The organism is Peribacillus simplex NBRC 15720 = DSM 1321 (assembly GCF_002243645.1).
GTDB classification, from domain to species: Bacteria; Bacillota; Bacilli; order Bacillales; family DSM-1321; genus Peribacillus; species Peribacillus simplex.
In genome coordinates this window covers 1,595,323-1,619,621 of sequence record NZ_CP017704.1, presented here as the reverse complement: position 1 = coordinate 1,619,621, position 24,299 = coordinate 1,595,323, and the positions used below count along the sequence as shown (strand labels likewise).

At 40.1% G+C, this 24,299-nt stretch carries 26 protein-coding genes; 19 read left to right on the top strand and 7 right to left on the bottom strand.

The genetic code is table 11. The features are described from left to right. Positions 1 to 15: 15 nt before the first annotated feature. Positions 16 to 636: a DUF47 domain-containing protein gene (locus BS1321_RS07710; RefSeq protein WP_063235631.1), complete on the bottom strand. Its 621-nt coding sequence runs from the start codon at positions 634 to 636 to the stop codon at positions 16 to 18. A gap of 238 nt (positions 637 to 874) precedes the next feature. Continuing rightward, a complete protein-coding gene (locus BS1321_RS07705; protein WP_063235632.1) occupies positions 875 to 1,873 on the bottom strand; it encodes an inorganic phosphate transporter in 999 nt (332 codons plus the stop codon). Between the two features lie 395 nt (positions 1,874 to 2,268). On the opposite strand from BS1321_RS07705, the gene BS1321_RS07700 reads away from it, so the two are divergent. Both BS1321_RS07700 and BS1321_RS07695 read left to right on the top strand, forming a co-directional pair. Next, positions 2,269 to 3,099 (top strand): aldo/keto reductase, encoded by an 831-nt coding sequence (locus BS1321_RS07700; RefSeq protein WP_063235633.1) that lies wholly within the window; start codon positions 2,269 to 2,271, stop codon positions 3,097 to 3,099. A gap of 475 nt (positions 3,100 to 3,574) precedes the next feature. Beyond that, positions 3,575 to 3,829, top strand: a complete 255-nt coding sequence (locus BS1321_RS07695) for a GlsB/YeaQ/YmgE family stress response membrane protein (protein ID WP_170946860.1) — start codon at positions 3,575 to 3,577, stop codon at positions 3,827 to 3,829. 260 nt (positions 3,830 to 4,089) lie between these two features. Here the strand turns inward: BS1321_RS07695 and BS1321_RS07690 are convergent, their stop codons facing one another. Beyond that, positions 4,090 to 4,932 carry an RluA family pseudouridine synthase gene (locus tag BS1321_RS07690; protein ID WP_335672016.1) on the bottom strand — a complete coding sequence of 281 codons (843 nt, stop codon included), beginning with the start codon at positions 4,930 to 4,932 and terminating at the stop codon, positions 4,090 to 4,092. A gap of 301 nt (positions 4,933 to 5,233) precedes the next feature. Between BS1321_RS07690 and BS1321_RS07685 the strand changes: the two genes are divergently transcribed. Then, on the top strand, positions 5,234 to 5,653 hold the full coding sequence (locus BS1321_RS07685; protein ID WP_063235634.1) for a DUF5365 family protein: 420 nt from the start codon (positions 5,234 to 5,236) through the stop codon (positions 5,651 to 5,653). Positions 5,654 to 5,721: 68 nt separating this feature from the next. On the opposite strand, the gene BS1321_RS07680 is transcribed toward BS1321_RS07685, so the two are convergent. Together BS1321_RS07680 and BS1321_RS07675 are read right to left on the bottom strand one after the other, a co-directional pair. Next, positions 5,722 to 6,192, bottom strand: a complete 471-nt coding sequence (locus tag BS1321_RS07680) for a thioredoxin family protein (RefSeq protein ID WP_063235635.1) — start codon at positions 6,190 to 6,192, stop codon at positions 5,722 to 5,724. Further along, positions 6,192 to 6,629, bottom strand: coding sequence for a disulfide oxidoreductase (locus tag BS1321_RS07675; RefSeq protein WP_063235636.1), 438 nt, complete (start codon positions 6,627 to 6,629; stop codon positions 6,192 to 6,194). The genes BS1321_RS07680 and BS1321_RS07675 overlap by 1 nt, the downstream gene beginning before the upstream one ends. 202 nt (positions 6,630 to 6,831) lie before the next feature. Between BS1321_RS07675 and BS1321_RS07670 the strand changes: the two genes are divergently transcribed. The 3 genes from BS1321_RS07670 to BS1321_RS07660 all read left to right on the top strand — a co-directional run bounded on the left by BS1321_RS07670 (position 6,832) and on the right by BS1321_RS07660 (position 10,957). Further along, on the top strand, positions 6,832 to 8,379 hold the full coding sequence (locus tag BS1321_RS07670) for a carbon-nitrogen hydrolase family protein (RefSeq protein WP_063235637.1): 1,548 nt from the start codon (positions 6,832 to 6,834) through the stop codon (positions 8,377 to 8,379). Positions 8,380 to 8,532: 153 nt separating this feature from the next. Continuing rightward, positions 8,533 to 10,263, top strand: a complete 1,731-nt coding sequence (locus BS1321_RS07665) for a phospho-sugar mutase (protein ID WP_063235638.1) — start codon at positions 8,533 to 8,535, stop codon at positions 10,261 to 10,263. 166 nt (positions 10,264 to 10,429) lie between these two features. After that, positions 10,430 to 10,957 (top strand): NADPH-dependent FMN reductase, encoded by a 528-nt coding sequence (locus tag BS1321_RS07660; RefSeq protein ID WP_053533937.1) that lies wholly within the window; start codon positions 10,430 to 10,432, stop codon positions 10,955 to 10,957. Positions 10,958 to 11,088: 131 nt separating this feature from the next. Here BS1321_RS07660 and BS1321_RS07655 read toward each other — a convergent pair whose 3' ends face one another. Next, positions 11,089 to 11,331, bottom strand: coding sequence for a YhdB family protein (locus BS1321_RS07655; protein WP_048689737.1), 243 nt, complete (start codon positions 11,329 to 11,331; stop codon positions 11,089 to 11,091). 132 nt (positions 11,332 to 11,463) lie between these two features. On the opposite strand from BS1321_RS07655, the gene BS1321_RS07650 reads away from it, so the two are divergent. The 3 genes from BS1321_RS07650 (at position 11,464) to BS1321_RS07640 (ending at position 13,925) form a co-directional block, all read left to right on the top strand. After that, entirely contained in the window at positions 11,464 to 12,432 is a 969-nt protein-coding gene (locus tag BS1321_RS07650; RefSeq protein WP_063235639.1) for a M14 family zinc carboxypeptidase, read from the top strand. Positions 12,433 to 12,481: 49 nt separating this feature from the next. Then, a complete protein-coding gene (locus tag BS1321_RS07645; RefSeq protein WP_063235640.1) occupies positions 12,482 to 12,802 on the top strand; it encodes a DUF3889 domain-containing protein in 321 nt (106 codons plus the stop codon). 241 nt (positions 12,803 to 13,043) lie between these two features. Then, a complete protein-coding gene (locus BS1321_RS07640) occupies positions 13,044 to 13,925 on the top strand; it encodes a radical SAM/SPASM domain-containing protein (protein WP_063235641.1) in 882 nt (293 codons plus the stop codon). A 94-nt stretch (positions 13,926 to 14,019) separates the two neighbouring features. Here BS1321_RS07640 and BS1321_RS27395 read toward each other — a convergent pair whose 3' ends face one another. Beyond that, positions 14,020 to 14,181, bottom strand: a complete 162-nt coding sequence (locus tag BS1321_RS27395) for a hypothetical protein (protein ID WP_155726524.1) — start codon at positions 14,179 to 14,181, stop codon at positions 14,020 to 14,022. 376 nt (positions 14,182 to 14,557) lie between these two features. On the opposite strand from BS1321_RS27395, the gene BS1321_RS07635 reads away from it, so the two are divergent. From BS1321_RS07635 to BS1321_RS07590, 10 genes are all read left to right on the top strand, one after another. Further along, positions 14,558 to 15,400: a MurR/RpiR family transcriptional regulator gene (locus BS1321_RS07635; protein ID WP_063235642.1), complete on the top strand. Its 843-nt coding sequence runs from the start codon at positions 14,558 to 14,560 to the stop codon at positions 15,398 to 15,400. 63 nt (positions 15,401 to 15,463) lie between these two features. Further along, positions 15,464 to 16,618, top strand: a complete 1,155-nt coding sequence (locus BS1321_RS07630) for a M20 peptidase aminoacylase family protein (RefSeq protein WP_174524195.1) — start codon at positions 15,464 to 15,466, stop codon at positions 16,616 to 16,618. Next, positions 16,611 to 17,405 (top strand): GNAT family N-acetyltransferase, encoded by a 795-nt coding sequence (locus BS1321_RS07625; RefSeq protein ID WP_063235643.1) that lies wholly within the window; start codon positions 16,611 to 16,613, stop codon positions 17,403 to 17,405. Before BS1321_RS07630 ends, BS1321_RS07625 begins: the two co-directional genes overlap by 8 nt. 17 nt (positions 17,406 to 17,422) lie before the next feature. After that, on the top strand, positions 17,423 to 18,532 hold the full coding sequence (gene menC, locus BS1321_RS07620; RefSeq protein ID WP_063235644.1) for an o-succinylbenzoate synthase: 1,110 nt from the start codon (positions 17,423 to 17,425) through the stop codon (positions 18,530 to 18,532). Between the two features lie 163 nt (positions 18,533 to 18,695). Beyond that, positions 18,696 to 19,775 (top strand): YkvI family membrane protein, encoded by a 1,080-nt coding sequence (locus BS1321_RS27830; protein WP_063235645.1) that lies wholly within the window; start codon positions 18,696 to 18,698, stop codon positions 19,773 to 19,775. 170 nt (positions 19,776 to 19,945) lie between these two features. Then, positions 19,946 to 21,361, top strand: a complete 1,416-nt coding sequence (locus BS1321_RS07610; protein WP_063235646.1) for a SpoVR family protein — start codon at positions 19,946 to 19,948, stop codon at positions 21,359 to 21,361. 170 nt (positions 21,362 to 21,531) lie between these two features. Further along, positions 21,532 to 22,017 carry an arsinothricin resistance N-acetyltransferase ArsN1 family A gene (locus BS1321_RS07605; RefSeq protein ID WP_063235647.1) on the top strand — a complete coding sequence of 162 codons (486 nt, stop codon included), beginning with the start codon at positions 21,532 to 21,534 and terminating at the stop codon, positions 22,015 to 22,017. A gap of 22 nt (positions 22,018 to 22,039) precedes the next feature. Continuing rightward, complete coding sequence (locus tag BS1321_RS07600; protein ID WP_063235648.1) at positions 22,040 to 22,249, top strand: hypothetical protein; 210 nt, start codon at positions 22,040 to 22,042, stop codon at positions 22,247 to 22,249. 60 nt (positions 22,250 to 22,309) lie between these two features. Further along, positions 22,310 to 22,765 carry a MarR family winged helix-turn-helix transcriptional regulator gene (locus tag BS1321_RS07595; RefSeq protein ID WP_063235649.1) on the top strand — a complete coding sequence of 152 codons (456 nt, stop codon included), beginning with the start codon at positions 22,310 to 22,312 and terminating at the stop codon, positions 22,763 to 22,765. Positions 22,766 to 22,828: 63 nt separating this feature from the next. Continuing rightward, positions 22,829 to 24,205, top strand: coding sequence for an FAD-dependent oxidoreductase (locus BS1321_RS07590; RefSeq protein ID WP_094246594.1), 1,377 nt, complete (start codon positions 22,829 to 22,831; stop codon positions 24,203 to 24,205). Positions 24,206 to 24,299: the final 94 nt, after the last annotated feature.

The window sequence follows — 24,299 nt, the reverse complement described above, 5'->3', positions numbered from 1 at the left end:
TTATTGGGGTACTCCTTAGGCGTTTTTCATTATGATTGTTTCAAGTGTATTGGCCACTGCTTGACAGTGATCGGCAATCTCTTCAAGGCTTTCGTATATTTCTTTATATTGAATGATCCTGATAGGATCTTTTTCAACTGTAAACAAGTTTTTGATTGATTGACGTTGGATTCCGTCACAAACGGATTCAAGATCTTTAATTTTGATTGCATTTTCACGAATCATAGGCAATTTTTTAGTGGATAGTGTATCGACAGCATTTTCAATCTCATACGTACACTGTTTGATTGCATCCACAAACTTAAGCATATACTCGTCTGCATTGACAATTGAGTACATTTCGAATAATGCCGCACAGTGTTCCAAACCGTCTATGACATCATCCATTCTCATGGTTAATTCAAGGATATCCTCCCGTTCGATGGGAGTGATGAAGGCATTGTTCAGCTCTTTAATCACATTATGAACCATTGAATCGCCTTTATGCTCATAGTCTTTCATCGTATCTGAAAATACTTTTAGATCGGAGATGTTTTTGAGTTTATAATCCGCGAAATAGTCAGCACCTTCTTTAAGGTTTTGAGCGATGTTAAAAAGCATTACTGCGAATTTGTCTTTTTTTGATTTAAAAGCCATGTTAAAGCCTCCCAATTAGTCATGCAAATTTACGCACCTTAGTCGTACGCTTAGTATTAACAAATTGATTGTAACGAATTCATGTAGTATCCGGGAAGGTTTTTCGACGAAAATTTACAAAATCTTAATAAAACTTTACATAAAAAAACAAGGAAAATTAAAAATTGGGAAAAACATACGCTTATAAAGGAAAAATCTGTAGAAAAAAAGCCTTTCCGATATGGAAAGGCAAAGGGTTCTATAAAAATAAAGCAATCAAATAGTAAATGATTCCAGCTAAGGAAGCGGAAATTGGCAATGTGATGAACCAAGTGATTAACATGTTTTTTGCGGTTCCCCATTTTACCCCTTTAATGCGGTGGGCAGAACCGACCCCAAGTATTGAAGAAGAAATGACATGTGTCGTGCTGACCGGCATATGCAGGAAGGTTGCACCGAAAATGATGGCCGCTCCAGTCATATCGGCAGCCACACCATTAACCGGCCGGATTTTCATGATTTTACCGCCAACGGTTTTGATGATCTTCCAACCTCCGATTGATGTACCAAGCGCCATGGCTATTGCGCAGGATAATTGTACCCAGAAAGGAACTTCAGAGGTAGAGGCATATCCGTTAGCGATCAAAGCCATCGTGATGATACCCATGGATTTTTGAGCATCATTCGTTCCATGTGTATAAGACTGGATGGCCGCCGTGAGAATTTGTATTCTCCTGAATCGCTTATTGGTTTTTCCTAAATTATTATTTTTGAATACGACCTTGAAGATACTGTATACAATGAATCCAAGCGTAAAGGCAAGGATAGGTGATAGAATCAATGCTTGTACAATTTTAGTGAATCCATTCCATTTAATCGCATCGAATCCACTAGCCACGATGGCAGCTCCCGCTATTGAACCAATGATCGCATGGGAGGAACTGCTTGGAATACCAAAATACCAAGTGATTAAATTCCATATTATTGCCGAGAGCAGGGCAGCAAGGATTACATAAGAACCATTGTTCAATGTGAAAGGATCAACGATATCCTTCGTAATGGTATGCGCTACACCGGTAAAGGTCAGTGCTCCTAATAAATTCATGACCGCAGCCATGATGATTGCGTGACGTGGTTTAAGCGCCTTGGTTGATACTGCTGTAGCGATGGCGTTAGCCGTATCATGGAAACCATTGATAAAGTCAAAGACCAAAGCAAAAATAATAATTAGCGCGGTTAAGATGAGTATGCTATTCATACATGGAGGACTCCCTTGATTTCAAGTATGTAAAGTGTACATGGATTGTGGCCAATGAATGGGCTCAGGACTGTTTGCAACTCCTCAATATTTAGAATGGGAGTTTTTCGTTTGATTATTCTTTAAAGATGGCACCTTCTTTTTTACTTGGTTTAAAGTCGAACTATACAATTGTAACGAATTACATACCTATAAGGATAGATGTTTCGTCATTTTTTTACAAAATATTTAACTTAGTGAATGATTAAAAAGTAAAATGTGCCCTTTAATATATATAAATGGTATTCAAGGGTGCGTTTTCGCTTAAGGGACTCTATAAATCCCGAGGCTTATGGTTAGAAATAGAAGGTGGAGGGATGTATAATTGGTAAATAAAAGTAAGGGGGAATAATGGAATGATTTCAAATATTGGGGAAACGATCACCTTACATAATGGAGTTAAAATGCCACAGTTGGGTTTCGGTGTATTTAAAGTGAAAAACGGCAATGAAACGGTTGAGTCTGTCAAGAAAGCAATTGAAGTTGGTTATCGTGCGATTGATACGGCGGCCATTTATGAAAATGAAGAAGGTGTTGGTCAGGCGATTAGGGAATGTGGAGTGCCTCGTGAAGATTTGTTCATTACATCTAAAGTGTGGAATACAGAGCAAGGATACGAAACGACGCTCCAGGCATTTGATGATAGTTTAAATCGCCTTGGTTTGGAATACCTGGATTTATACCTGATCCACTGGCCGGGAAAAGATAAATATCTGGAAACCTGGAGGGCATTGGAAAAGATTTATAAGGATGGTAAGGTGAAATCAATCGGAGTAAGTAATTTCCATGTTCATCATTTAGAAAATTTACTTGCAAACAGTGAAGTGAAACCGGTCGTCAATCAAATAGAATTGCATCCACTTTTGACTCAAGTCGAAATTCGTGATTACTGTGCAAAACATGAAATAAAGGTAGAATCTTGGAGCCCGCTAGGCAGAGGGAACCTATTGGAAGAGCCGACAATTAATCATATAGCGAAGAAGCATGGGAAAAGTTCAGCACAAGTGTTGATTAGGTGGCATCTACAAAATGATCTAGTTGTAATTCCTAAATCGATTACGCCGTCCCGTATCGAGGAAAATGCACAAGTATTTGACTTTACATTAAGCTTGAATGAAATGAATCAAATAGATGCCTTGAACAAAAATGAACGGTTCGGTAGCAACCCCGATGAACTTTTATTCTAAAAAGAATACTGCAAATGATAGGAGGGTGTCCCGATAAGGGGGCATCCTTTTTCTTTTTCCTTTATGAACATAATTGAAACAGTTACTGCTTATACTAACTATGTGACAAAGTAAAGCCTATCGTATACCCGTTTAATATGTCTGATAATCCTGTTTTCGTTGCCAAATATTTTTAAAAAAAATTAGGTTTTAGATTAATTAAACGGGGAAAATAATGAGTACAGCGGCAAACAAAAAGAAAAAATTCACTAACATGAGGATTGTCCAATCAGTTACTCAAGGGCTATAGCTAGCTAACTCTACCCAATAACTAAAACATTCACATTCATTAGATATTATGCGAATCGGCATCATACCATTTGAATGAAAAAGTTAAAAGAACTGAAAACAGGCATGACAAAATGGAAGTGATTGGTTTTCTTGGAGTCTGCTGCAGGAATTAAAAAATTAACTAATTTGAAGGAGGAAATATATTATGGGATTTTTATGGTCATTAATTATCGGAGGTATCATTGGTTGGTTAGCAGGTATGATCGTTGGACGTGACGTTCCATTTGGAATTATCGGTAACATTATCGCTGGTTTTGTTGGAGCTTGGTTAGGTTCATTAATTCTTGGGAACTGGGGACCTTCAGTAGCAGATTTCGCTATAATTCCAGCATTGATTGGTGCAATCGTATTTGTCTTCATCTTAAGCCTTATCTTAAAAGGCATGAGAAAAGCGTCATAAATACAAAAATAAAGCTGGCCCAAGTGGCCAGCTATTTTTTTGTGTCAAAATGAACGGGTTTCGTTCCAACTTGCGAATATTCCAACTGTAGAGTGTGAAATTTCGAACCAACCTGCGGATAATCCGGCCGTAAAGGATTATTATCCGTCCAACATAGTTCGTCTGCTGGTTGAGCAAAAAATATAAGCAACAATTTCGGAATAATATTAATGAAGAAATAAGACCACCGTTCCGAAATGGAACGTTGGTATCTGTTTGTATTATATGTGATCGTCGAATATTTCAGGTCTATCAATGAAAGGAGCTTCAATGATCATTTTTAATTCTGAAATGGGGTGGATGAATTCGATTTTCCTTGCATGCAGGGCTTGACGATGAAATGTCTTTTTTCCGCCATATAAGGTATCTCCGGCCAAGGGGTGATTCAAATGACTGAAATGCACCCTGATCTGGTGGGTTCGGCCGCTTTCCAGGGTGCAGCTGACGAGCGTCAAGTTTTTCTTGGAATCGCGATTGATCACCCGAAAATGGGTAACTGCCGTCTGGCCTGTAGGGGAAACCCTTCGTCTCGTGGCATGGTGGCGGTCACGGCCAATCTTTTCTTTGATATCGCCTTCATCTTTTTTAATGTTTCCTTCGACTAAAGCTAGATAAGTCCGTTTGATTTCCCTTTCTTCCAACATTCTATCCAGCATGGATCCAATGAGGCGGTTTTTGGCAAAAAGGACCGCACCGGTGGTATCTTTATCAAGCCTATGAATATGCTTGATCATACAGGTCTGGCCGGTTTTTTGAAGATGGTGCGCGACTCCATTTATGAGGGAGTGTGCTTCACCGGGGTGAGAAGGGTGAGTATCCATTCCAGCCGGTTTATTGGCTATCAACAAAAGGTCATCTTCATATAAGATGGGAATTCCTAAATTTTCCGCTTTAATTGTTTCATTTTCTGCGTGATCCAATAAGGGGATGCTGATTGTATCTCCTTCGTTAAGGATAGTCGACCATGTGACGGAATTCCCGTTCACTGTCACCTCTTTACTCATCCTCCATTCATGTACTAGCTTCTTTGGGGCCTTCCAACGCTCCCTAAAAAGCTTTTCCAATGTTAATCCATTCCAACTTTGGAGAACTTCTATTATTAAATGTTGGTTAGTTATTTTGAAATTTTCCAATTTAACTCCTACTTTCGACTCGTTTGGTTGTGCTTAAATGAAAAAAATATATAATAATTACGGATAAGTTGTAAAAAAGTAACCTTGGGCCTATTGCTAAGATTTTTGGTGGTGGAAATTACCACATATTTTTTACAATTTTTATGTTATTCTATGGGGAAAGAAATCGCTTGTCCTAGAATATACATATAATAGATAGGTCTAACGGATCTGAAAAAAGGTGGTTTTTTTAGTGAAGACGGTCTTTTCTTCAACAGAAGAACAAGAGCAGGAAATAGCGAGTCTCGTTTCTCGTTTCTACGAATCTGTATTTCCAAAATACTTTACGGAAAGTGAAATCCTTCACTTCCGCGAGATTGGCGTTTTAGAGCCCAATCAAAGTTCCTTTACTTACTTGGCAACATTAAGAGACGCATTTCAAGTTATGACATGTCTTCAAGTCCTCATGTCGATATTAGACAAACAGAAGGAAGAAGATTCTATATTGATGGAATCTAAATCTGAAGAATTGTTCCAACATAACATCACTCTATTGAATGAATACGGAATATTCTTCCCTTTTTATTATGACCATTTTTCAAGTATAAACCATGAAGAGAGTAATGATATGCAGATGTTGGACATCCAGGTGGCGAATCAATATTTAGTATAAGGCAAAAAAAATGAGCCGGCTATAACGGGAGAAGCATTTCCGTTAGGGCCGGCTCATTTTTTCCATCCTTAATTAATATCATGGTCCTCGAACCATTTCTCGAACGTTTCCTCATCTTTATAGCCAACGATCCGTTCTTGTTCTTTGCCATTTTTATAGTGAACGATGGTCGGTGTGCTTTTGATGCCATAATCGCTCCATCCTTGTTCAAACTCCAAAAGATTGTATTGAACTAGGTCGATTCCCAATTTTTCTGCCAAAGGAGCTACGATTGGCGTGGTTTTTTGACAGTGCGGGCAATCAGGACTATAGAAATAAACGGTCATATCTTTGTTATCCTGGAGGTCCTGCTCCAATTCTTCCGGCAGGATCAAGTTTTGGTAATTGGGGTCATCCAACTGATCGACCGTAGCGGGTTTAAGTTTATCCTTGCCGTATGGATTTCCTTTTGTTTTTTCTTCTTTTTTCATGTTTGTAAAAACGCCCAGCAGGACAAATGTCGCGACGATTATCACTAAAAATATAGCCATTTTCTTCATTAAGCTGCAACCTCCTTGGATCTTGTCCATATGATGTAACTGCAAATGAAAATAATGATGAATGCAGTCAAGGCTAGGAACGGGATGGTTATGAAACCAAATACGTTTATATATTGTCCTGTACATGGAACCCTTCCGCATGCAAGGGTGTGGTCAGAAAAGAATGAAACCTTTTGTATCAAATAATGGTATGTGGAAATGAATGCACCGATAGCGGATAATATCATGGTATAAAAGCTGATCCAATAATCTTTTCGAATGATTGCAATTCCTAATATGATTGTAAAAGGATACATAATGATCCGCTGATACCAACATAGCGCACAAGGTTCATATTGCTTAATTTCAGAAAAATATAAGCTTCCAAACATAGCAATGATGGAAGCAGTCCAGGCAACAAATAATAAGTTTTCCACACTGCGTTTTGTATTGTTCATGGTTCCTCTTCCCCATCTCTTTTTGCTCTCATGAAAAGTATAGTATGTATGGACTGCGTCTGTAAAATATATATTCTTTTTAAGGGACATTAAGAATGGATTTTATCAATGTAATTTTGAAAACCTTGGGTAGGTTCGTCTGTTTTAATTTTTGAATAAGGGGTATAATTCTTATGGAAGAGATTAAAGGAGTCTGAGGAAAATGCCTAATTTGGACCTGCATAAATATGAAAAAATAATGGAAATACGTAATATGAGGCTAGGAGACATAGATGAAATAATTGCTTTGCAGTCGAGTTGCTTTCCTGGAATGGTTCCCTGGAAGCGAGATCAGCTTGAGAGCCATCTGGCGATTTTTCCGGCAGGACAGTTCGTGGCTGAATATGATGGAAAAGTGATTGGCTCATGTTCTAGTCTCATTATTAATTTTGACGAATATGATGATCGCCATACATGGGACGATGTAACAGATGGTGGGTACATCACTAACCATAATCCGGACGGTTATAATTTATATGGAATCGAGGTCATGGTCCATCCTAAATTCCGCAGGATGAAAATTGGTCAAAGACTATATGATTCAAGGAAAGAACTTGTTGCCCATTTGAATTTGAAAAGCATCATTATCGGCGGCAGGATCCCCAATTACCATAAACATGCGGATGAACTGTTACCTAGGGAATATGTGAAAGAAGTGCAATTGCATAAAATATATGATCCGGTTCTATCGTTCCAGCTTTTAAATGGGTTCACGCTTATGAGGATCAATCCGAATTACTTGCCGGATGATCTGCAATCCAATAAGTATGCTACGCTCATGGAGTGGAATAACGTCGATTATCAGCCGAAAACAAAACGTTATTATAAAACATCCGAACCGGTACGGATCTGCGTCGTGCAATACATGCTGCGTAAAATAGATTCATTCGAAGACTTCGCTAATCAAGTCGAGTATTTCACCGACGTTGCTTCGGATGCTAATGCGGATTTCGCCGTGTTCCCGGAATTGTTCACCACCCAGCTGATGTCTTTCTTGAATGAAAGGTCACCAAGCTTGGCTGTACGGAAACTGTCGGACTTCACGGAGCAGTATATTGAGTTGTTTACCACTTTAGCTGTAAGGTATAACGTCAATATCATCGGCGGTTCCCATTTCGTAAAAGAAGATGATGACAATATCTATAATATCGCTTATTTATTCCGTCGTGATGGGACGATTGAAAAGCAATATAAAATTCATATCACACCGAATGAAAGAAAATGGTGGGGTATTAACGCAGGTGACCGCGTTCGTGTCTTTGATACGGATTGTGGAAAAATCGCCATACAAATTTGTTATGATATTGAGTTTCCGGAACTCGCCCGGATTGCTACCGACATGGGAGCCAAAATCATATTCACTCCATTTTGTACAGAAGACAGGCAAGGCTATCTGCGCGTTCGTTATTGTGCCCAGGCCCGTGCTGTAGAAAACCAAATTTATACCGTCATTTCCGGAACGGTCGGGAATCTTCCGCAAACGGAAAATATGGATATCCAATATGCCCAATCTGGAATCTTCGCTCCATCAGATTTCGAATTTGCGCGTGACGGCATAGTCGGGGAAACCAGCCCAAACCTTGAGATGGTCCTGATTGGCGATGTTGATTTGGAAATCTTAAGGCGGGAGCGTCAGTCTGGTACTGTAAGGCAATTGAAAGATCGCCGCCATGATATTTACAATCTGCATTACAAAGATGGCGGAAAATAAAGAGGTAAATGGGCTCGTGATGGGAAGAACGCAAAATTCAGTTCTTTTCATTACGAGCCTTTACTTCATTTATTGGAATAAATGTGATAATTTTGTATATGTAGGCAGATACATAATAATTACAAATAAGGCGTTTGGGAGGAGATGTTGGAGATGGAATGGAAATCTTTATACACCACTTGGGCAGGGTACCAGAATTTAAATGGGGAATTACGTGTCCTCCTTGAGGAAATGCAGCAGGATGAAGCACAACTCGAAGATGCCTTTTATAAAAATTTAGAATTTGGAACAGGCGGAATGCGTGGGGAAATCGGAGCGGGAACGAACCGGATGAATCTTTATACTGTAAGGAAGGCAACGGTTGGGTTAGCTCAATATATCTCTTCGTTTGGGGAAGAGGCAAAAGGAAGAGGGGCTGTGATCGCTTATGATTCGAGACATAAGTCTCCGGAATTTGCACTCGAAGCAGCTAAAACCTTGGCAACATTTGGGGTTAAGGCTTATTTATTCGATGAATTGCGTCCGACACCAGAATTATCATTTGCGGTTCGCGAGCTGAATGCTTTTGCTGGAATCGTTATCACGGCAAGCCACAATCCGCCTGAATATAATGGATACAAGGTTTATGGGCCAGATGGGGCACAATTGCCACCGGAAGCAGCGGATCAAGTGATCAGCTATGTGAATGCCATTGAAAGTGAGCTTGAAATTCAAATTGAAGAAGCTGAAGTCCTTAAAGGACAGGGCCTAATCGAAATGATTGGGGAGGAATTGGATGCGGCATATAACCGTGAGTTGCTCACAGTTCCCGAGAATCCGCAGCTTGCCGAGGAAATAGATGTGTCAATCGTCTTTACGCCGCTTCATGGTACGGCAAATAAATCGGTCAGAAGGGCACTGCAAAGCTTAGGGTATCAAAATTTGCATATCGTTAAGGAACAAGAAATGCCAGATCCAGATTTTTCAACAGTGAAGTCTCCAAATCCAGAGGAACCAGCAGCGTTTGAAATGGCGATCGAGCTTGGAAACAAAGTGGAAGCGGACTTATTGATAGCAACGGACCCGGATGCCGATCGGCTTGGAATTGCCGTGAAAAACGAGATGGGTCAATATGTTGTCCTGACTGGAAATCAAACAGGTGCACTTTTCCTGGATTATTTAATATCCCAGAAAAAAGAAAAAGGGAAGCTTCCTCAAAATGGAGTCGTCTTAAAAACCATCGTCACTTCTGAAATCGGGCGGACGATTGCGGAGTCATATGGTTTGAAGACGGTTGATGTACTTACCGGGTTTAAGTTCATCGCCGAGAAAATAAATCAGTATCATGAAAGCGGGGAAAATAGCTTTTTGTTCGGATATGAAGAAAGCTACGGTTATCTGATTAAAGACTTTGCACGTGATAAGGATGCCATTCAAGCGGCAGTGCTGGCTGTTGAAGTCTGTGCTCATTATAAAAAGCAGGGATTGACACTATATGAAGGGTTGCTGAATGTGTTTGAAAAGTACGGTTTTTACTTGGAAGGATTGCGTTCATTGACTTTAAAGGGCATTGAGGGGGCAAAACAGATTCAAGGAATATTGAATCAATTCCGTCAAAGTCCTCCTGCCCGAATAGCTGGCATTCAGGTAGTCGCTGAAGAAGATTATCAAAGCGGTAAAAAGCGTACATTACTTTCAAATGGTGAAGAATTGATCGAGCTTCCGAAATCAAATGTTTTGAAGTATTTCCTTGAAGATGGTACATGGGTTTGCCTACGTCCTTCAGGTACTGAACCGAAAATAAAATTCTACTTCGGTGTCCAAGGTAAATCAATGCCGGAAGCTGAGTCCAAGTTATCGGGTGTCATGGAAGATTTCATGAGCAAGATTGAAGCATTAGTTTAAATGTATGAAAGCTAAACGAAAGACTTCTTTGGTCTTTCGTTTTTTCGTGAGGGCAAATCTTTAGTAGCATGAATTATCAAAACTCTAGGAAATTCCCCTTCGGTTTTGGTATACTGTATTGGCGACTGATCTCGGAAAACATCGGGAATAATGGAGGTATATATTCATGAAATTAGTAATCATTAATGGTTCACCACGTAAACAAGGGCGGACGGGGATAGCTTCACGCTACATATCCAAGAAATACGGAGCGGAACTTATTGATTTAAGCAATAGTGAAATCCCTTTATATTCAGGTGAAGGTGAGCAATATCAATTGGAAGTGATTCAAGGTCTTCGGAAAAGCATCGAGGAAGCTGATGGCGTAATTCTGACCACTCCGGAATATCATGGCTCCATGAGCGGTGCCTTGAAAAATGCCTTGGATTTTCTAAGCAGTGAACAATTCACGCATAAACCAGTAGCATTATTGGCTGTATCTGGCGGAGGAAAAGGCGGGATCAATGCCTTGAATTCCATGAGGACAGTGGGTCGAAGCCTTTATGCAAATGTGATCGCAAAACAATTAGTTCTGGATCCACATTGCTTCGATTACGAAAATGATGGTTTATTTGAAGAGTCTGCCGTACTTGTAGAAGGTATGATTGAAGAGCTTAAAATGTATGCAACTGCATATGCTACAATGAAAAAATAATGAAATGAGGGTCAGGTATTTAAATACCTGACCCTTCCTTGTTTTTATAGGGTTTCACCAGCCAAAGTTATATCCCCGCTAATCAATCTTCTTGTATAAATTTTCCCGTTTTGCAAAAACTATAGTTGTTTTTAGCTTGGAAGTTCACTTAAATAATCACTTGTTTTTTCTGCCGCATGATCCAGATAACGAAGCAGTGCATACAACTGGGATTGAACAATTTGATAATCATGCTCAAACCTGTAAGCGTGCAAAAAATGTTCTATTTTTTTCGAAAGAAAGTGATCTTTCGTTCGAACCATCAATACTAACAAGCTGTCCCAATCAGAACGGTGTGTGTGAAACAAAGCCTGATCATAATCCGCAATCCTCATGTTCTTCTCCCCCTTAATAAGGAGCTATTTGTATTTTGTTCAGATATGTCAGAACATTTCCTTACAATAAGTGGCGATGTATTTGGACCGCGGTTGTTGCTTTTTACCTGAATAAAAATAAAAGGTGAGTACATGAGAAAAATAATGGTAATTGGAATATTGGTGCTGCTTTTTTTCCCTGAACAATCGCTGGCGGCAGAAGTGTATTCCCCTGAACAGATGGAAATGGATCTGCAAGGAATCCAAAAGCAGTATGAACTGGACGTTCAAATAATCGGGAAAACTGAAAAGGGGAAAAATATAAAGGCAGTCAAGTTAGGAAAAGGAAAAAGATCGATTTTGCTAGTGGGAACACATCATGGACGGGAATGGCTTAGCTCCATACTTTTAATGCGCATGCTTGAAGAGTATGCAGCCGCCTATCGAGCGGGCAAACCTGTTGGAGAATATCGGACGGAATCATTGGATGAAGTGAGCATCTGGTTCATCCCGATGCTGAATCCAGATGGAGTCAGCATCCAGCAAGGAGATTTATCCCACCTAAATGTTCTTGAAAAGGCTGCAGTATGGAAAATGAACCGATATAGCAGGGATTGGTCCCGGTGGAAAGCCAACGCTAAAGGTATTGATTTAAATAGGCAGTATCCGGCTGGATGGAAAGAAGTCATGAGTCATGAAACGAAACCAACGTATCAATTTTATAAGGGCGGAAAACCATTAGAAGCAGCTGAAGTAAAAGCGCTTACGGATTTCACAAAGGAAGTCGATCCCCTTATTGCTGTTTCCTATCATACCTCAGGAAGGGAAATCTTTTGGCATTACAAAAATAAACGGAAAAATATGGCGAGGGATTATGGGATTGCGAAAAAGACTGCCGAATTGACTGGATATGAACTGACCTTTCCGGAAAAAGAAGCGGTAGGAAGCGGGTTTACGGATTGGTTCATAACTGAATTCCACCGCCCGGGAATGACGATCGAACTTAGTTATTTAGTGGATGAAACCAATCCGCCGTTGACTGTGTTTCCTGAGGAATTGAAGAGGAATCGATTAGTTGGAATCATGCTTGTAAAAGAAGCGAAGCAGCTGCATAACAACTGAACAATTTTACATAATAATACTAAGAGGAAAGTATGAGGAGGAAAACAATTTGAAAAAGGTCATCGTGATGTTAATGGGGATTTTTTTGATTATACAATCAGGGGCGATTTCAGCACAGGCCCAAAAACCCGATTACGAAAAATACGGAAAGATTGCGATTGCTGTAGTGCAGGCGGATTATCCTGAAGTTGAGATTACCGATTACGAATATAAAGGCAGAAAAACTGCAGCGAAAAATCTAGTCGAAGACGATTTCAGTTTTTTAATCAAGGATAAAGGAAATGAGTTCCATGTCATCGTGACCGTACAACATGATTTGAAAAATGAAAAATTACTTAGTTTGAAGGTCACAGAGCAAAAAGGAAAGTGAGATCAGAACAAACGGGAAATTTAAGGTATGCATCTTACCGAACATCTTCATCTCGAGAAGATGTTTTTTCTGGTTGCATTTAAATGTTTTCCAGAAAATGATGGATATCGGATTAGTTGCCAATGGGAAGTGATGTCTGTCAAAGCAGCTGCCATGAAGTTTTCATTGCATTTATGAGTAGCTAACCAGTATAGTTAGTATCAGATTGAAACAATAAGCTTGATTGTAGGGGTATTAGAAAATGAGAAAGTTTAAGAAAGTTTATGTGGAAATTACGAATATATGTAATTTGAAGTGTAATTTTTGTCCAAGCTCCAGCTTGCAAAGGACCCTGAAATTCATGGATCCTGAAGGGTTTACGGATGTAATTAAGAAAATCAAACCACACACCGATCATATTTATTTTCATCTGATGGGTGAACCATTTTTAAATAAAAATTTGGGTACATTTCTGGATATCAGTGCTGAAAATGACCTGAAGGTTAATATTACAACGAACGGTACTTTGATTCAAAAGGTAAAAGACAAGCTGCTCTCCAAAAAAGCCCTTCGGCAGGTGAATATTTCACTTCATAGCTTTGAGGCAAACGATACGAGCAATAGTCTTGACTCTTATGTCAGTAATATTGCCGATTTCATAAATGAAGCAAATGAAAAGAGTGAAGTGATTTGTGCCATTCGTTTATGGAATATGGATACGGATGAATTAAAAGCGAGTAATGGCCTTAACGACGATATTCTTAGCATGTTGGAGGAGAAGCTTTCATTGGACATTCGCTTAAGTGAAGCTCTTCAGCAAAAGAATAATATTAAGTTGAAGGACCGGGTATATATAAACATGGCCGAAAAATTTGAGTGGCCGGAATTGGACCGTGACATTATCGATGAAAATATTTTCTGCTATGCTCTTAGAGATCAGTTAGGCATCTTGGTGGATGGTACAGTCGTACCATGTTGCTTGGACAGTGAAGGCAAAATACCGCTGGGAAATATATTCGAAACATCACTTGAAGACATTTTAAATGGTGAACGGGCGAAAAATATGTACGATGGTTTTTCAAGAAGATGTGCAGTTGAAGAATTATGTAAACGCTGTGGCTATGCAAAGCGTCATAAAAAATAAGATTAAGAAAAACCACGGAGTCCATCTTCGTGGTTTCAGACTGTAGGCAAACTCGATGAAAACTCAGTTTGTCTGCAGTTTTTTATTTAAAAGTTCAGTTGATTTCAGAAATCCGCTCCCTTTCCGCCGCCTGTCTGCCAAGCCTCCTCGGCGCAAGCGCCATTGGTGTCTCGGCTAGCAAGTAATTCGGCAGGAGTGTCGCTAATTTCTTCAATCCAATGAGGAATACAGTAAAAAACCATAAAGACCGGAGCACTGTATTCGACCCGCTGCACTGTCTTGGGCCGTGCCGTTGACGCAGTTTATCGACCTAAACCACACTTTATTCAGCCGTTCACGCACTGTATTTGACCACTCAGGCACTATATTCGACCGTTCACGAATTTTTTTTGACCTTCACCTCACTATTCGGACTCCGAACACCATTTTGTCGCCAAACTAAAACCACGAAGTTCATCTTCGTGGTTTTTTTCTGATTGAAGCATCGCCTCCTTTTTATATTAAAAATTCAGAATATTATTGTTTTATTAATAGTCCCGTGATAAAATACTCTCTATTATTGATGAAGTTAAAACTTCATATTGTCATATTAAAAGTTTTGGATTCATATCTTGCTTTAGAGGGGATGTTTTATGGATTTACAGCAAAAAGTTAAAGAAGTATTCCCTGATTTATCTACTGGCCAAAAAAAGGTAGCAAAATACTTGTTAGTGCACTCACATACATTTGCAGTCACTTCAGCTCAGAATCTCGGAAAAAATATAGGAGTAAGTGAAACGACCATCATCCGCTTTTGCTATTCATTGGGGTTAAGTGGATATGCGGAACTTCAAAAACTTATACGCAATCAGTTAATATATGAGAGCAGCAGTTTGAATGAATATCATTCTTCAAAACTTGAAGCCGCGAATCAGCCAAACTTCATGGCTCAAGTGATGGGGCAGGATATTATAAGTATAGAAAAGACAATGAAAAATCTATCAAATGAAGATTTCTCCAAAACAGTTGATAAATTGGCGGCAGCTGACAATGTTTTGATATCCGGACATCGGTTATCATTTTCGGCAGCACATTGGTTAACCTTTACCCTGAGGCTTGTTAGGGAAGAGGTCCATTTATATAGGCCTGATACAGATGATATTTTTTTACTGTTGGATAAAATGACTGAAAATTCCGTTTTTGTAGCTATTTCATTTCACCGCTATGTTAAAGAGACTGTGAAAATCACGGAAATGGCCAAAAAAGCGGGTGCATTTGTAATTGGGGTCACGGATTCTGAGCTGGCTCCAATTGCTGAGTACACTGACATTTTATTGCCCATTTCAACACCTAGGACTTCCACTATCGATACGGCACCGGTGTTATTCTCCTTATTGAATAGTTTAGTAGCCGGTGTATCGATTAAAGACGAACAGGGTTTCAAAGAAAGAAAAGCTATATATGATGCGTTCAATCAAGACGATTATTTCTTTTGAGATAAAACTTCCATCAGTTTGGTGAACAAGCCGATTAAACCGGGATACAAGGGGGAGACAGAAATGGATATCAGACAATCTATCGGAAAATTAAGGCCTCGTATACTCGATATCTTTGATCATTTACACGCACATCCTGAAACGAGTTGGAATGAAGTGAATACGACAGCTTTCATTTCAAATATTTTAACGGAAAATCAATGTACGGTGAAAACATTCGAGGACTGTACAGGGGTGATTGGGGAAATCGGGAAAGGGAATTTCACAGTCGGATTACGATCGGATATCGATGCACTTTGGCAGGAGGTGAATGGGACGTTTCAGGCCAATCATTCCTGTGGACACGATGGGCATATGGCCTTGGCACTTGGAGTATTCCTGGTATTGAAGGAAATGGACTTTCGACCAAGAGGCAAGCTGAAATTCATTTTTCAACCTGCTGAAGAAAAAGGTACGGGCGCCTTGAAGATGATTGAAGAAAAAGTTTTGGATGATGTCGATTTCTTGTATGGTGTGCACTTAAGACCGGTTGAGGAAGTGAAGGATGGGCAAGCGGCACCGGCCATTGTCCATGGAGCCGCTCAGTTCATTAAAGGAGAAATAGCGGGGACGGATGCACATGGAGCAAGACCGCATCAAGGGCAAAATGCCATCGAGATAGGAGCAGCATTCATCACCTTATTAAATGGTATCCATCTTAATCCATCCATTCCTTATTCGGTAAAAATGACGCAGTTTTTTGCTGGCGGGGAAAGTTCCAATATCATCCCGGGGAGAGCCACTTTCTCATTGGATTTACGGGCACAGGATAATGCTGTGATGGAAGAGCTCACCAAAAAGGTGGAAAAGGTTGCAGAATCTTTGGCCATTGTCCATGGAGTCGATGTGAAACTCGAACCGGGAACCAATGTTGCTGCAGCTATCGTGAACGATCAAGCACAGGAAATAATGTCTGAAGCGATAGCCGATACACTCGGGGAAGAAAATCTGGTAGCCCCTGTCGTTACAACAGGAGGAGAGGATTTTCATTTTTATACGTTGAAAAGACCTGAACTCAAGGCGACGATGCTTGGATTGGGCTGTGATTTAGCACCAGGGCTCCATCATCCGAACATGACGTTCAACAAAGAAGCTTTGTTATCGGGAATTGAAATCCTGACCAAAGCCATCATACTGACTTTCGAGAAATATGGAGAGGGGGGCCACTTACATGACTGATGAATTAATCATTAAATCCCTATCAACACTAGAGGATTTACAAGAAGTGCAGCGATTGGAAGTCCTTGTATGGGGCATGGATTGCGTTCCCACCCATCAGACGATTACGGCAGTCAAGAACGGCGGGCTTGTTTTAGGCGGCTACATCAATGGCCAGTTAGTCGGGTTTCAATACAGTTTCCCGGGATTCAAGGACGGAAGGGTGTATCTTTGTTCACATATGTTAGCTATCCATCCGGCTCATCAAAAGAATGGCTACGGCAGGTTACTTAAACTTGCACAAAAAGAAGAAGCACTCAAAAAAGGCTACGACTTGATCACATGGACGTATGACCCATTGGAAAGTGTGAATGCAAACTTGAATATCGGTAAGCTAAAAGCTGTTTGCTCTACATATATGGAAGATTGTTATGGGAATATGAATGATACCCTCAATGAAGGATTGTCCACTGATCGGTTCATGGTGGAATGGAATATACGGCAGGAAGCAAAGGGAGATACCTCACCTTCTGATAAAGCCATACACATCGTAACGACAGGCATGAATGACCAAGGCCTTCCTTACATCAAGGATTATCATTTCGAAACCAATGCCGAGGTGATCGCCATACCCATTCCGACGGATATTCAAAAAATCAAAAAAGGTGATCTCCGCCTTGCGATTGATTGGCGGTTAAAAACGGGTGAATTATTCAAAACGCTTTTTGCCAAAGGATATGTTGCAGTCGGAATCGAACGGGAACAAGGAGAAAACATTCAAAACTATTTATTAAAAAAACAGGAATAAGAGGGGAAGGAATCGGGATGAAAATAACTGAAGTGCGTTTACGTCATTTAAATATGGATTTGGTAGCTCCCTTTACCACAAGTTTTGGAACGTTTGTAGATAAGGAGTTCATTCTTGTGGAAGTGAAAAATGGAAAGGGGCTTTCAGGTTGGGCTGAATCAGTGGCTTTTTCAGCACCTTGGTATAACGAAGAAACAATAAAAACCAATTGGACCATGCTGGAGGATTTTCTGATTCCGCTTGTATTGGATAAAGAAATAGAGCATCCTCGTGATGTATCGGATATGTTCTCGCACATGCGTAAAAATAATATGGCAAAGTCGGCTATCGAGGGAGCCATCTGGGATTTATATGCAAAAGAAAAGAATATCCCATTAAGTATGGCTTTAGGAGGGGAACTGGAAAAAATCGATGTTGGGATCAGTATCGGCATCCAAAAAACGGTACCTGAATTACTGGCGAAGATAGAAGCTGGATTGAAGGATGGGTATAAAAGAATCAAAATGAAAATTCAACCAGGTTGGGATGTAGATGTAATCAGGGAAGTACGCAATCGATATCCTGATGTCCCGATCATGGCAGATGCAAACTCCGCTTACCGTCTGAAAGACATCGAATTACTGAAGCAGCTTGATCAATTTGATTTAATGATGATCGAGCAGCCCTTGTCATCGGATGATATTGTTGATCATGCCACATTACAAGCAGAAATCAAAACACCGATTTGCTTGGATGAAAGTATACATTCCGTGGAGGATGCAAGAAAAGCCCTTGAATTGGGAAGCTGTAAAATCATTAATATTAAGATCGGCAGGGTTGGCGGTTTAACGGAAGCAATGAAAATTCATGAATTATGTAAAGAAAGGAATGTACCGGTTTGGTGCGGAGGCATGTTGGAATCTGGTGTGGGGCGTGCCCATAATATCGCATTGACAACACTTGATAACTTCACGATGCCTGGTGATACAGCAGCATCCGCGAATTATTGGCATAAAGACATCATCCAACCAGAGGTTACAGTGAATGATGGGGTCATAACCGTTCCAAAGGCGGCAGGCATTGGCTATGAAGTCGATTACGCTGCGGTCGATGAATTCACTTCCTATAGTAAAAGATATACTAAATGATATGTAAATAAGAGTTGGAATTGAAGAACCTCCCAGCTTCATGGGCATCGGCCCGTTAACTTGAAGCTGGGAGGCTATTGAAGAACAGGATAATGATGAAAGGGAAGATATTTCTTTTAACTTAAATTGTCAGAATAATCATATAATTAGGGTGGTATGTGATATGAAAAACAGTATAAATCTTGCAGGAGCATATATTGGAATCATCATTGGAGCAGGTTTCGCTTCAGGACAAGAAGTATTACAGTTCTTCACGAGTTTTGGAATCTACAGTGTATTGGGAATTGTTGTGGCGACGGCTTTATTCGCGTTTTTAGGCATGCAAGTTACGCAATTGGGGAGCACTCTCCAAACACGCTCCCATAAAAGCATCATCGATCATATTTGCGGCCGCTATATAGGCAGGGTGGTCGATATTATTATCACATTTTTCTTGTTTGGCGTTACAGTCATCATGATTGCCGGTTCCGGAACGATTTTTGAAGAACAATTCGGGATTCCAAGTATAGTTGGTGCAATCGTCATGACGGTGCTCACGATTGGTACGCTTTTACTTAATGTAAATAAAATAATGTCCATCATTAGTGCAGTCACACCGTTTTTATTTGTTATTATGATCATTATTTCAGGTTATTCATTTTTCACATCCGATCTAAGTTTCAATCAAATCATTTCATCTTCAAGTAAAGGAACGGCTGCAACCGGAAATTGGATGATGGGTTCATTACTTTATGTTTCATATAATATGACTGCCGGAATTGCCATGCTGGCCGTAATGGGAGGGACCTTTAAGAATAAGAAAGAGGCCGGTATGGGAGGCATTCTAGGAGGTATCGGGTTGGGGATATTGCTATTCTTGATCAATTTGGGGATGATGTCCGACTTGAATGGCATAGAAGGCTCAGGAATGCCTACCCTTCATTTAGCGAATAAGATTTCTCCATGGTTGGGATATATCCTATCAATCATCCTTTTAGGAATGATTTATAATACCGCTGTCGGGATGCTGTATGCATTCACCGCCAGGTTGGTGCCTGCCGAAACGAAACGCTTTAAAATATCCGTGATTATGGTCGGGATCCTCGCTTTCCTTGCAAGTTTCGTTGGCTTTATTAAATTGGTTGGGACGGTATACCCAATCACAGGATACTTAGGTTTTGTCATCATTGCAGCGCTCATCATTTCCTGGATCCGTTCAAAAACGAAAAAAGAGGCTGTGAATACGGAATTCGCGAAATTTTAATATTAAAGGGAAAATTAAGATTGAGTGCAGAATGCATGAATCAATTCACCTGACATCTTCTTCATGGAGGTGTTTTTTTCTGTTATCGAAGACCTTTACTCATGATCACGGCATTTTTCCTCCTTTTTTTCATACATTAGTTTAAAGGCGGAAGACAAGGGGGATATCGGATGAATGGAGCGGAGCAAAAGGCTCTGGAATATGCCATTAGTGAAATTACGGAAATAGCAACTGGGTTCGGGTTGGATTTTTACCCGATGCGTTATGAAATATGCCCTTCAGAAATCATTTATACATTTGGTGCCTATGGGATGCCGACCCGTTTTTCTCATTGGAGCTTTGGGAAGCAATTTCATAAAATGAAGCTGCAGTACGACTTTGGATTGAGTAAGATCTATGAACTGGTCATTAACTCTGATCCTTGTTACGCTTTTCTGCTGGACTCCAATTCACTTGTACAAAATAAATTGATTGTTGCCCACGTTTTGGCGCATTGTGATTTCTTTAAGAATAATGTACGTTTCAATAATACTAAGAGAGATATGGTAGAAAGTATGTCGGCAACGGCAGAAAGAATCCGTGAATATGAAATCCAGCATGGCAAAAAGGAAGTGGAAACCTTCCTTGATGCACTTTTAGCGATTGAAGAACATATCGATCCGTCGCTGATGAGACCGAAGCTTGCCTGGACGATGGAAGATGAGGAAGAAGAAGAGGAAATAAAACCGACAGCCACACAATACGATGATTTATGGAACCTTGATAATAAGGATAAACCGAAGGAATCCAACATTAAAAAAAGAAAAAAATTCCCGCCAAGGCCTGAAAAGGATATAATGCTTTTCATTGAACAGTACAGCAGGGATTTAACCGATTGGCAACGGGATATCATGACGATGATCAGGGAAGAGATGCTGTATTTCTGGCCGCAGCTGGAAACGAAAATCATGAATGAAGGCTGGGCATCCTACTGGCATCAGCGCATAATCCGTGAATTGGATTTATCCTCAGGGGAAGCCATTGAATTCGCAAAACTGAACGCAGGTGTCGTTCAGCCATCACGGACCAGCATCAACCCTTATTATCTTGGATTGAAAGTGCTTGAAGATATTGAAGAACGCTATGATAATCCAACCGAAGAAATGATAAGGCTGGGCGTCAAGCCTGGATCTGGCCGGGAAAAGATGTTCGAAGTCAGGGAAATCGAATCGGATATTTCCTTTATCCGCAATTATTTGACGAAAGACCTCGTCATGCGGGAGGATATGTATTTATTCCAAAAGCAGGGCAAGGATTATAAAATCGTCGATAAGGCATGGGAACAGGTTCGTGATCAACTCGTCAGTATGAGGGTTAACGGCGGTTTCCCCTATATAACAGTTAACGATGGGGACTTCATGCGTAATGGGGAACTTTATCTAAAGCATTGGTATGAAGGTATTGAACTGGATCTGAAATATCTCGAAAAAGTCATGCCATATATCCATCAGCTCTGGGGCCGCTCCGTTCATATGGAATCAGTCATGGAAGGAAAAGAAGTCCTGTTTTCCTATGATGGAAAAGGTATTCACCGGAAATATTTATAAAGCAGAAAAAAACTGCCGGTCACTCGGCAGTTTTCTTGTTTCAATCTCTATTATTCGTTAAGAGCTACTTTGTATAAAAAACCTATAATATTTGTAATTTGCAACTAATAATGTTATAAATCGACTGTAGAATATTGAAAAACTCATTAGTCAAACGAAAGGGGAAAGGTATGATCATTCGTGAAGCGATGGAAACGGACATAGATTCCATCAAAGAAATTTACAATCAAGGGATTGAGGATAGAATTGCCACGTTAGAAACGGAGCTGAAGGATCAAACCAACATGGAGGAATGGTTCGCCCAACACATCGGACGCTATAAGGTAATTGTCGCCGACCAAGAAGGAGAAATCGTTGGATGGGCTTCCTTGAATCAATATAACAGCCGCGATGCTTATAAAGGGGTTGCTGATTTATCCGTTTATATCTCAAGAGATCATCGAGGAAAAGGGATTGGCGGTTTATTGCTGCAATCAATCGAAAAGCTCGCAAAAGAAAATGACTTCAATAAAATTGTGTTATTCACTTTTCCCTTTAACCAGATGGGTCAAGGATTGTACAAAAAACGGGGGTATCGAGAAGTGGGTGTGTTTAAGAACCAGGGAATATTAGACGGAGAATTTGTCGATGTGATGGCTATGGAGAAATTACTTTAAACATTTAGGGGGGAGGAGGATTATGACAGTGAACCATTCAAGCGTATTGTCTGTGGGTTATTTTGATGCCTATTTCAAGCTGGTTTTAGCTTCTCGTGAACCTGTGGTGGAAAAGGCAAAAGAATTCATTGAAACAAACTTTTTTAAAGGTGAAGCGTGTTATTATGGAGAACAAACTCACCGAAATTTCATGACGGCTTTTAATAAGCTAAAAAGATCAACAAAAAAATAGTTGAATAAAATAGTTGCAAAATGCAAATAATTAGCGTATAAATAAAGTGAGGTGAAAGTAATGGAAAATGAAAACCTTAGAGGTCTCTTCCAACTCTTAACAAGACGTTTTGGATTATTGAATAAAAATTGTTGCAGAGCTGATGGAATTGAGATATCCCTCGTTCAAAGCCATATCCTGTATGAAATAAACCGACAAAATAAGGCTTCCATCCAGCAAATTGCAGAAACATTGGGAACGGATATTACGACGTTTAGTCGACAAATCCAATCCCTAATAAAATTGAATTTAGTCACAAAAACCCCTGATGCGGAAGATCGGAGAATTTCTATTCTTTCACTGACCGATGAAGGCATGAAAATCAATCAAACCATCGATCAACAAATGAATGATTACTTGAATGAGATCTTCAAGACGATGAATGAGTTTGAGAAGGAATCAGTCGTGCGTTCTCTGACATTGCTTAATGATCGGATGTTGAAGTCTTCCGTATGTTGTACTACTCCTTGGGGGTAGTATAATTTTTCGACAATACTTGCAAATTACAACTTTTTTTAAATGAAAATATAGGAGGGAATAATGATGGTTCAATTTGATAAAAGTGCTTTACCCGTAGCAATTATAGGTGGGGGTCCTGTGGGGCTGGCCGCTGCCGCTCATTTACTAAAAAAAGGGGAGAAGTTTATCGTATTGGAAGCGGGGGATTCCGTTGGTTCGAGTATGTTGGAGTGGGGACACGTTCGAATGTTTTCTCCGTGGCAATATAACATCGATAAAGCAGCAAAGGAATTACTGGAGAACGATGGATGGACGTCACCTGACGAAAATGCTTTGCCAACAGGTCGCGAACTGGTAGTAGAGTACCTTCTTCCGTTGAGTAACCTTCCAGAAATGAAAGAAAAGATCATCTTACAGGCAAAAGTAGTCGGTGTTGCCAAAAAGGCTCATGATAAATTAAAAACAGGAAAACGAGACACTGTTCCCTTTCAACTGTATGTAGAAGTGAATGGTGACACAACAGTCATTGAAGCGAAAGCAGTGATTGATTCATCAGGTACTTGGACTAATCCGAACCCGATCCTTTCCAATGGAGTCTGGACGAATGCGGAGAGACAATTACACAATCAAATCCACTATGGCATCCCTAACATCGAACAATTAGAAAACAGATATCAAAATAAAACCACCGTGGTGATCGGAAGCGGTCATTCTGCCATAAATGCCTTATTGGATCTGGCAACCTTACAGCAAAAATTTACGGATACCAAGATCTACTGGGTTCTTCGTAAAAAACAAATCCATGAAGTGTACGGTGGACAAGAAAATGACGGCTTGGCCGCTCGTGGAGAGTTGGGCATAAGAATTCAGCAATTAGTGGAGTCTGGACGAATCAATATTCTAACGCCCTTTCATATTAACGGAGTGTATCCAACAAACGATAAAATCACTGTTGTGGGAGAACGTAACGGAGAAGAAACCACAATCAGTGAAATCGATGAAATCGTTGTGAGTACAGGTTTCAGACCCGATACATCCTTTTTAAATGAAATAAGAATAAACCTTGATTCAGCTGTGGAAAGCATAGAAGCGCTTGCTCCGCTAATTGATCCCAATATTCATAGTTGTGGAACCGTGCGGCCGCATGGTGAACAAGAATTACGGCACCCTGAAAAGAACTTCTACATTGTTGGCATGAAGAGTTATGGAAGAGCACCTACCTTCTTACTGGCGACTGGCTATGAACAAGTCCGTTCCGTGGTGGCTTATCTTACTGGCGATGTAGAAGGGGCAAAAGAAGTACACTTGGAACTCCCTGAAACAGGAGTTTGCAGTGTGAATCTGAAATCTAATTCCTGCGATTCTGATATTCCAGCAACTGAAACGAAGGATGGTTCTTGCTGTGGCAGCCCCGTTCTAGCCAGATTGGATATTAATAATAAATCTTGTTGTGAATAAAACAGAAGACCAGTCTGGTGTTAACAGACTGGTCTTTTTATATTGATACTTTTTTATTTCAGATGCAGTATTTATTGCGATTTCTACCTTCCCA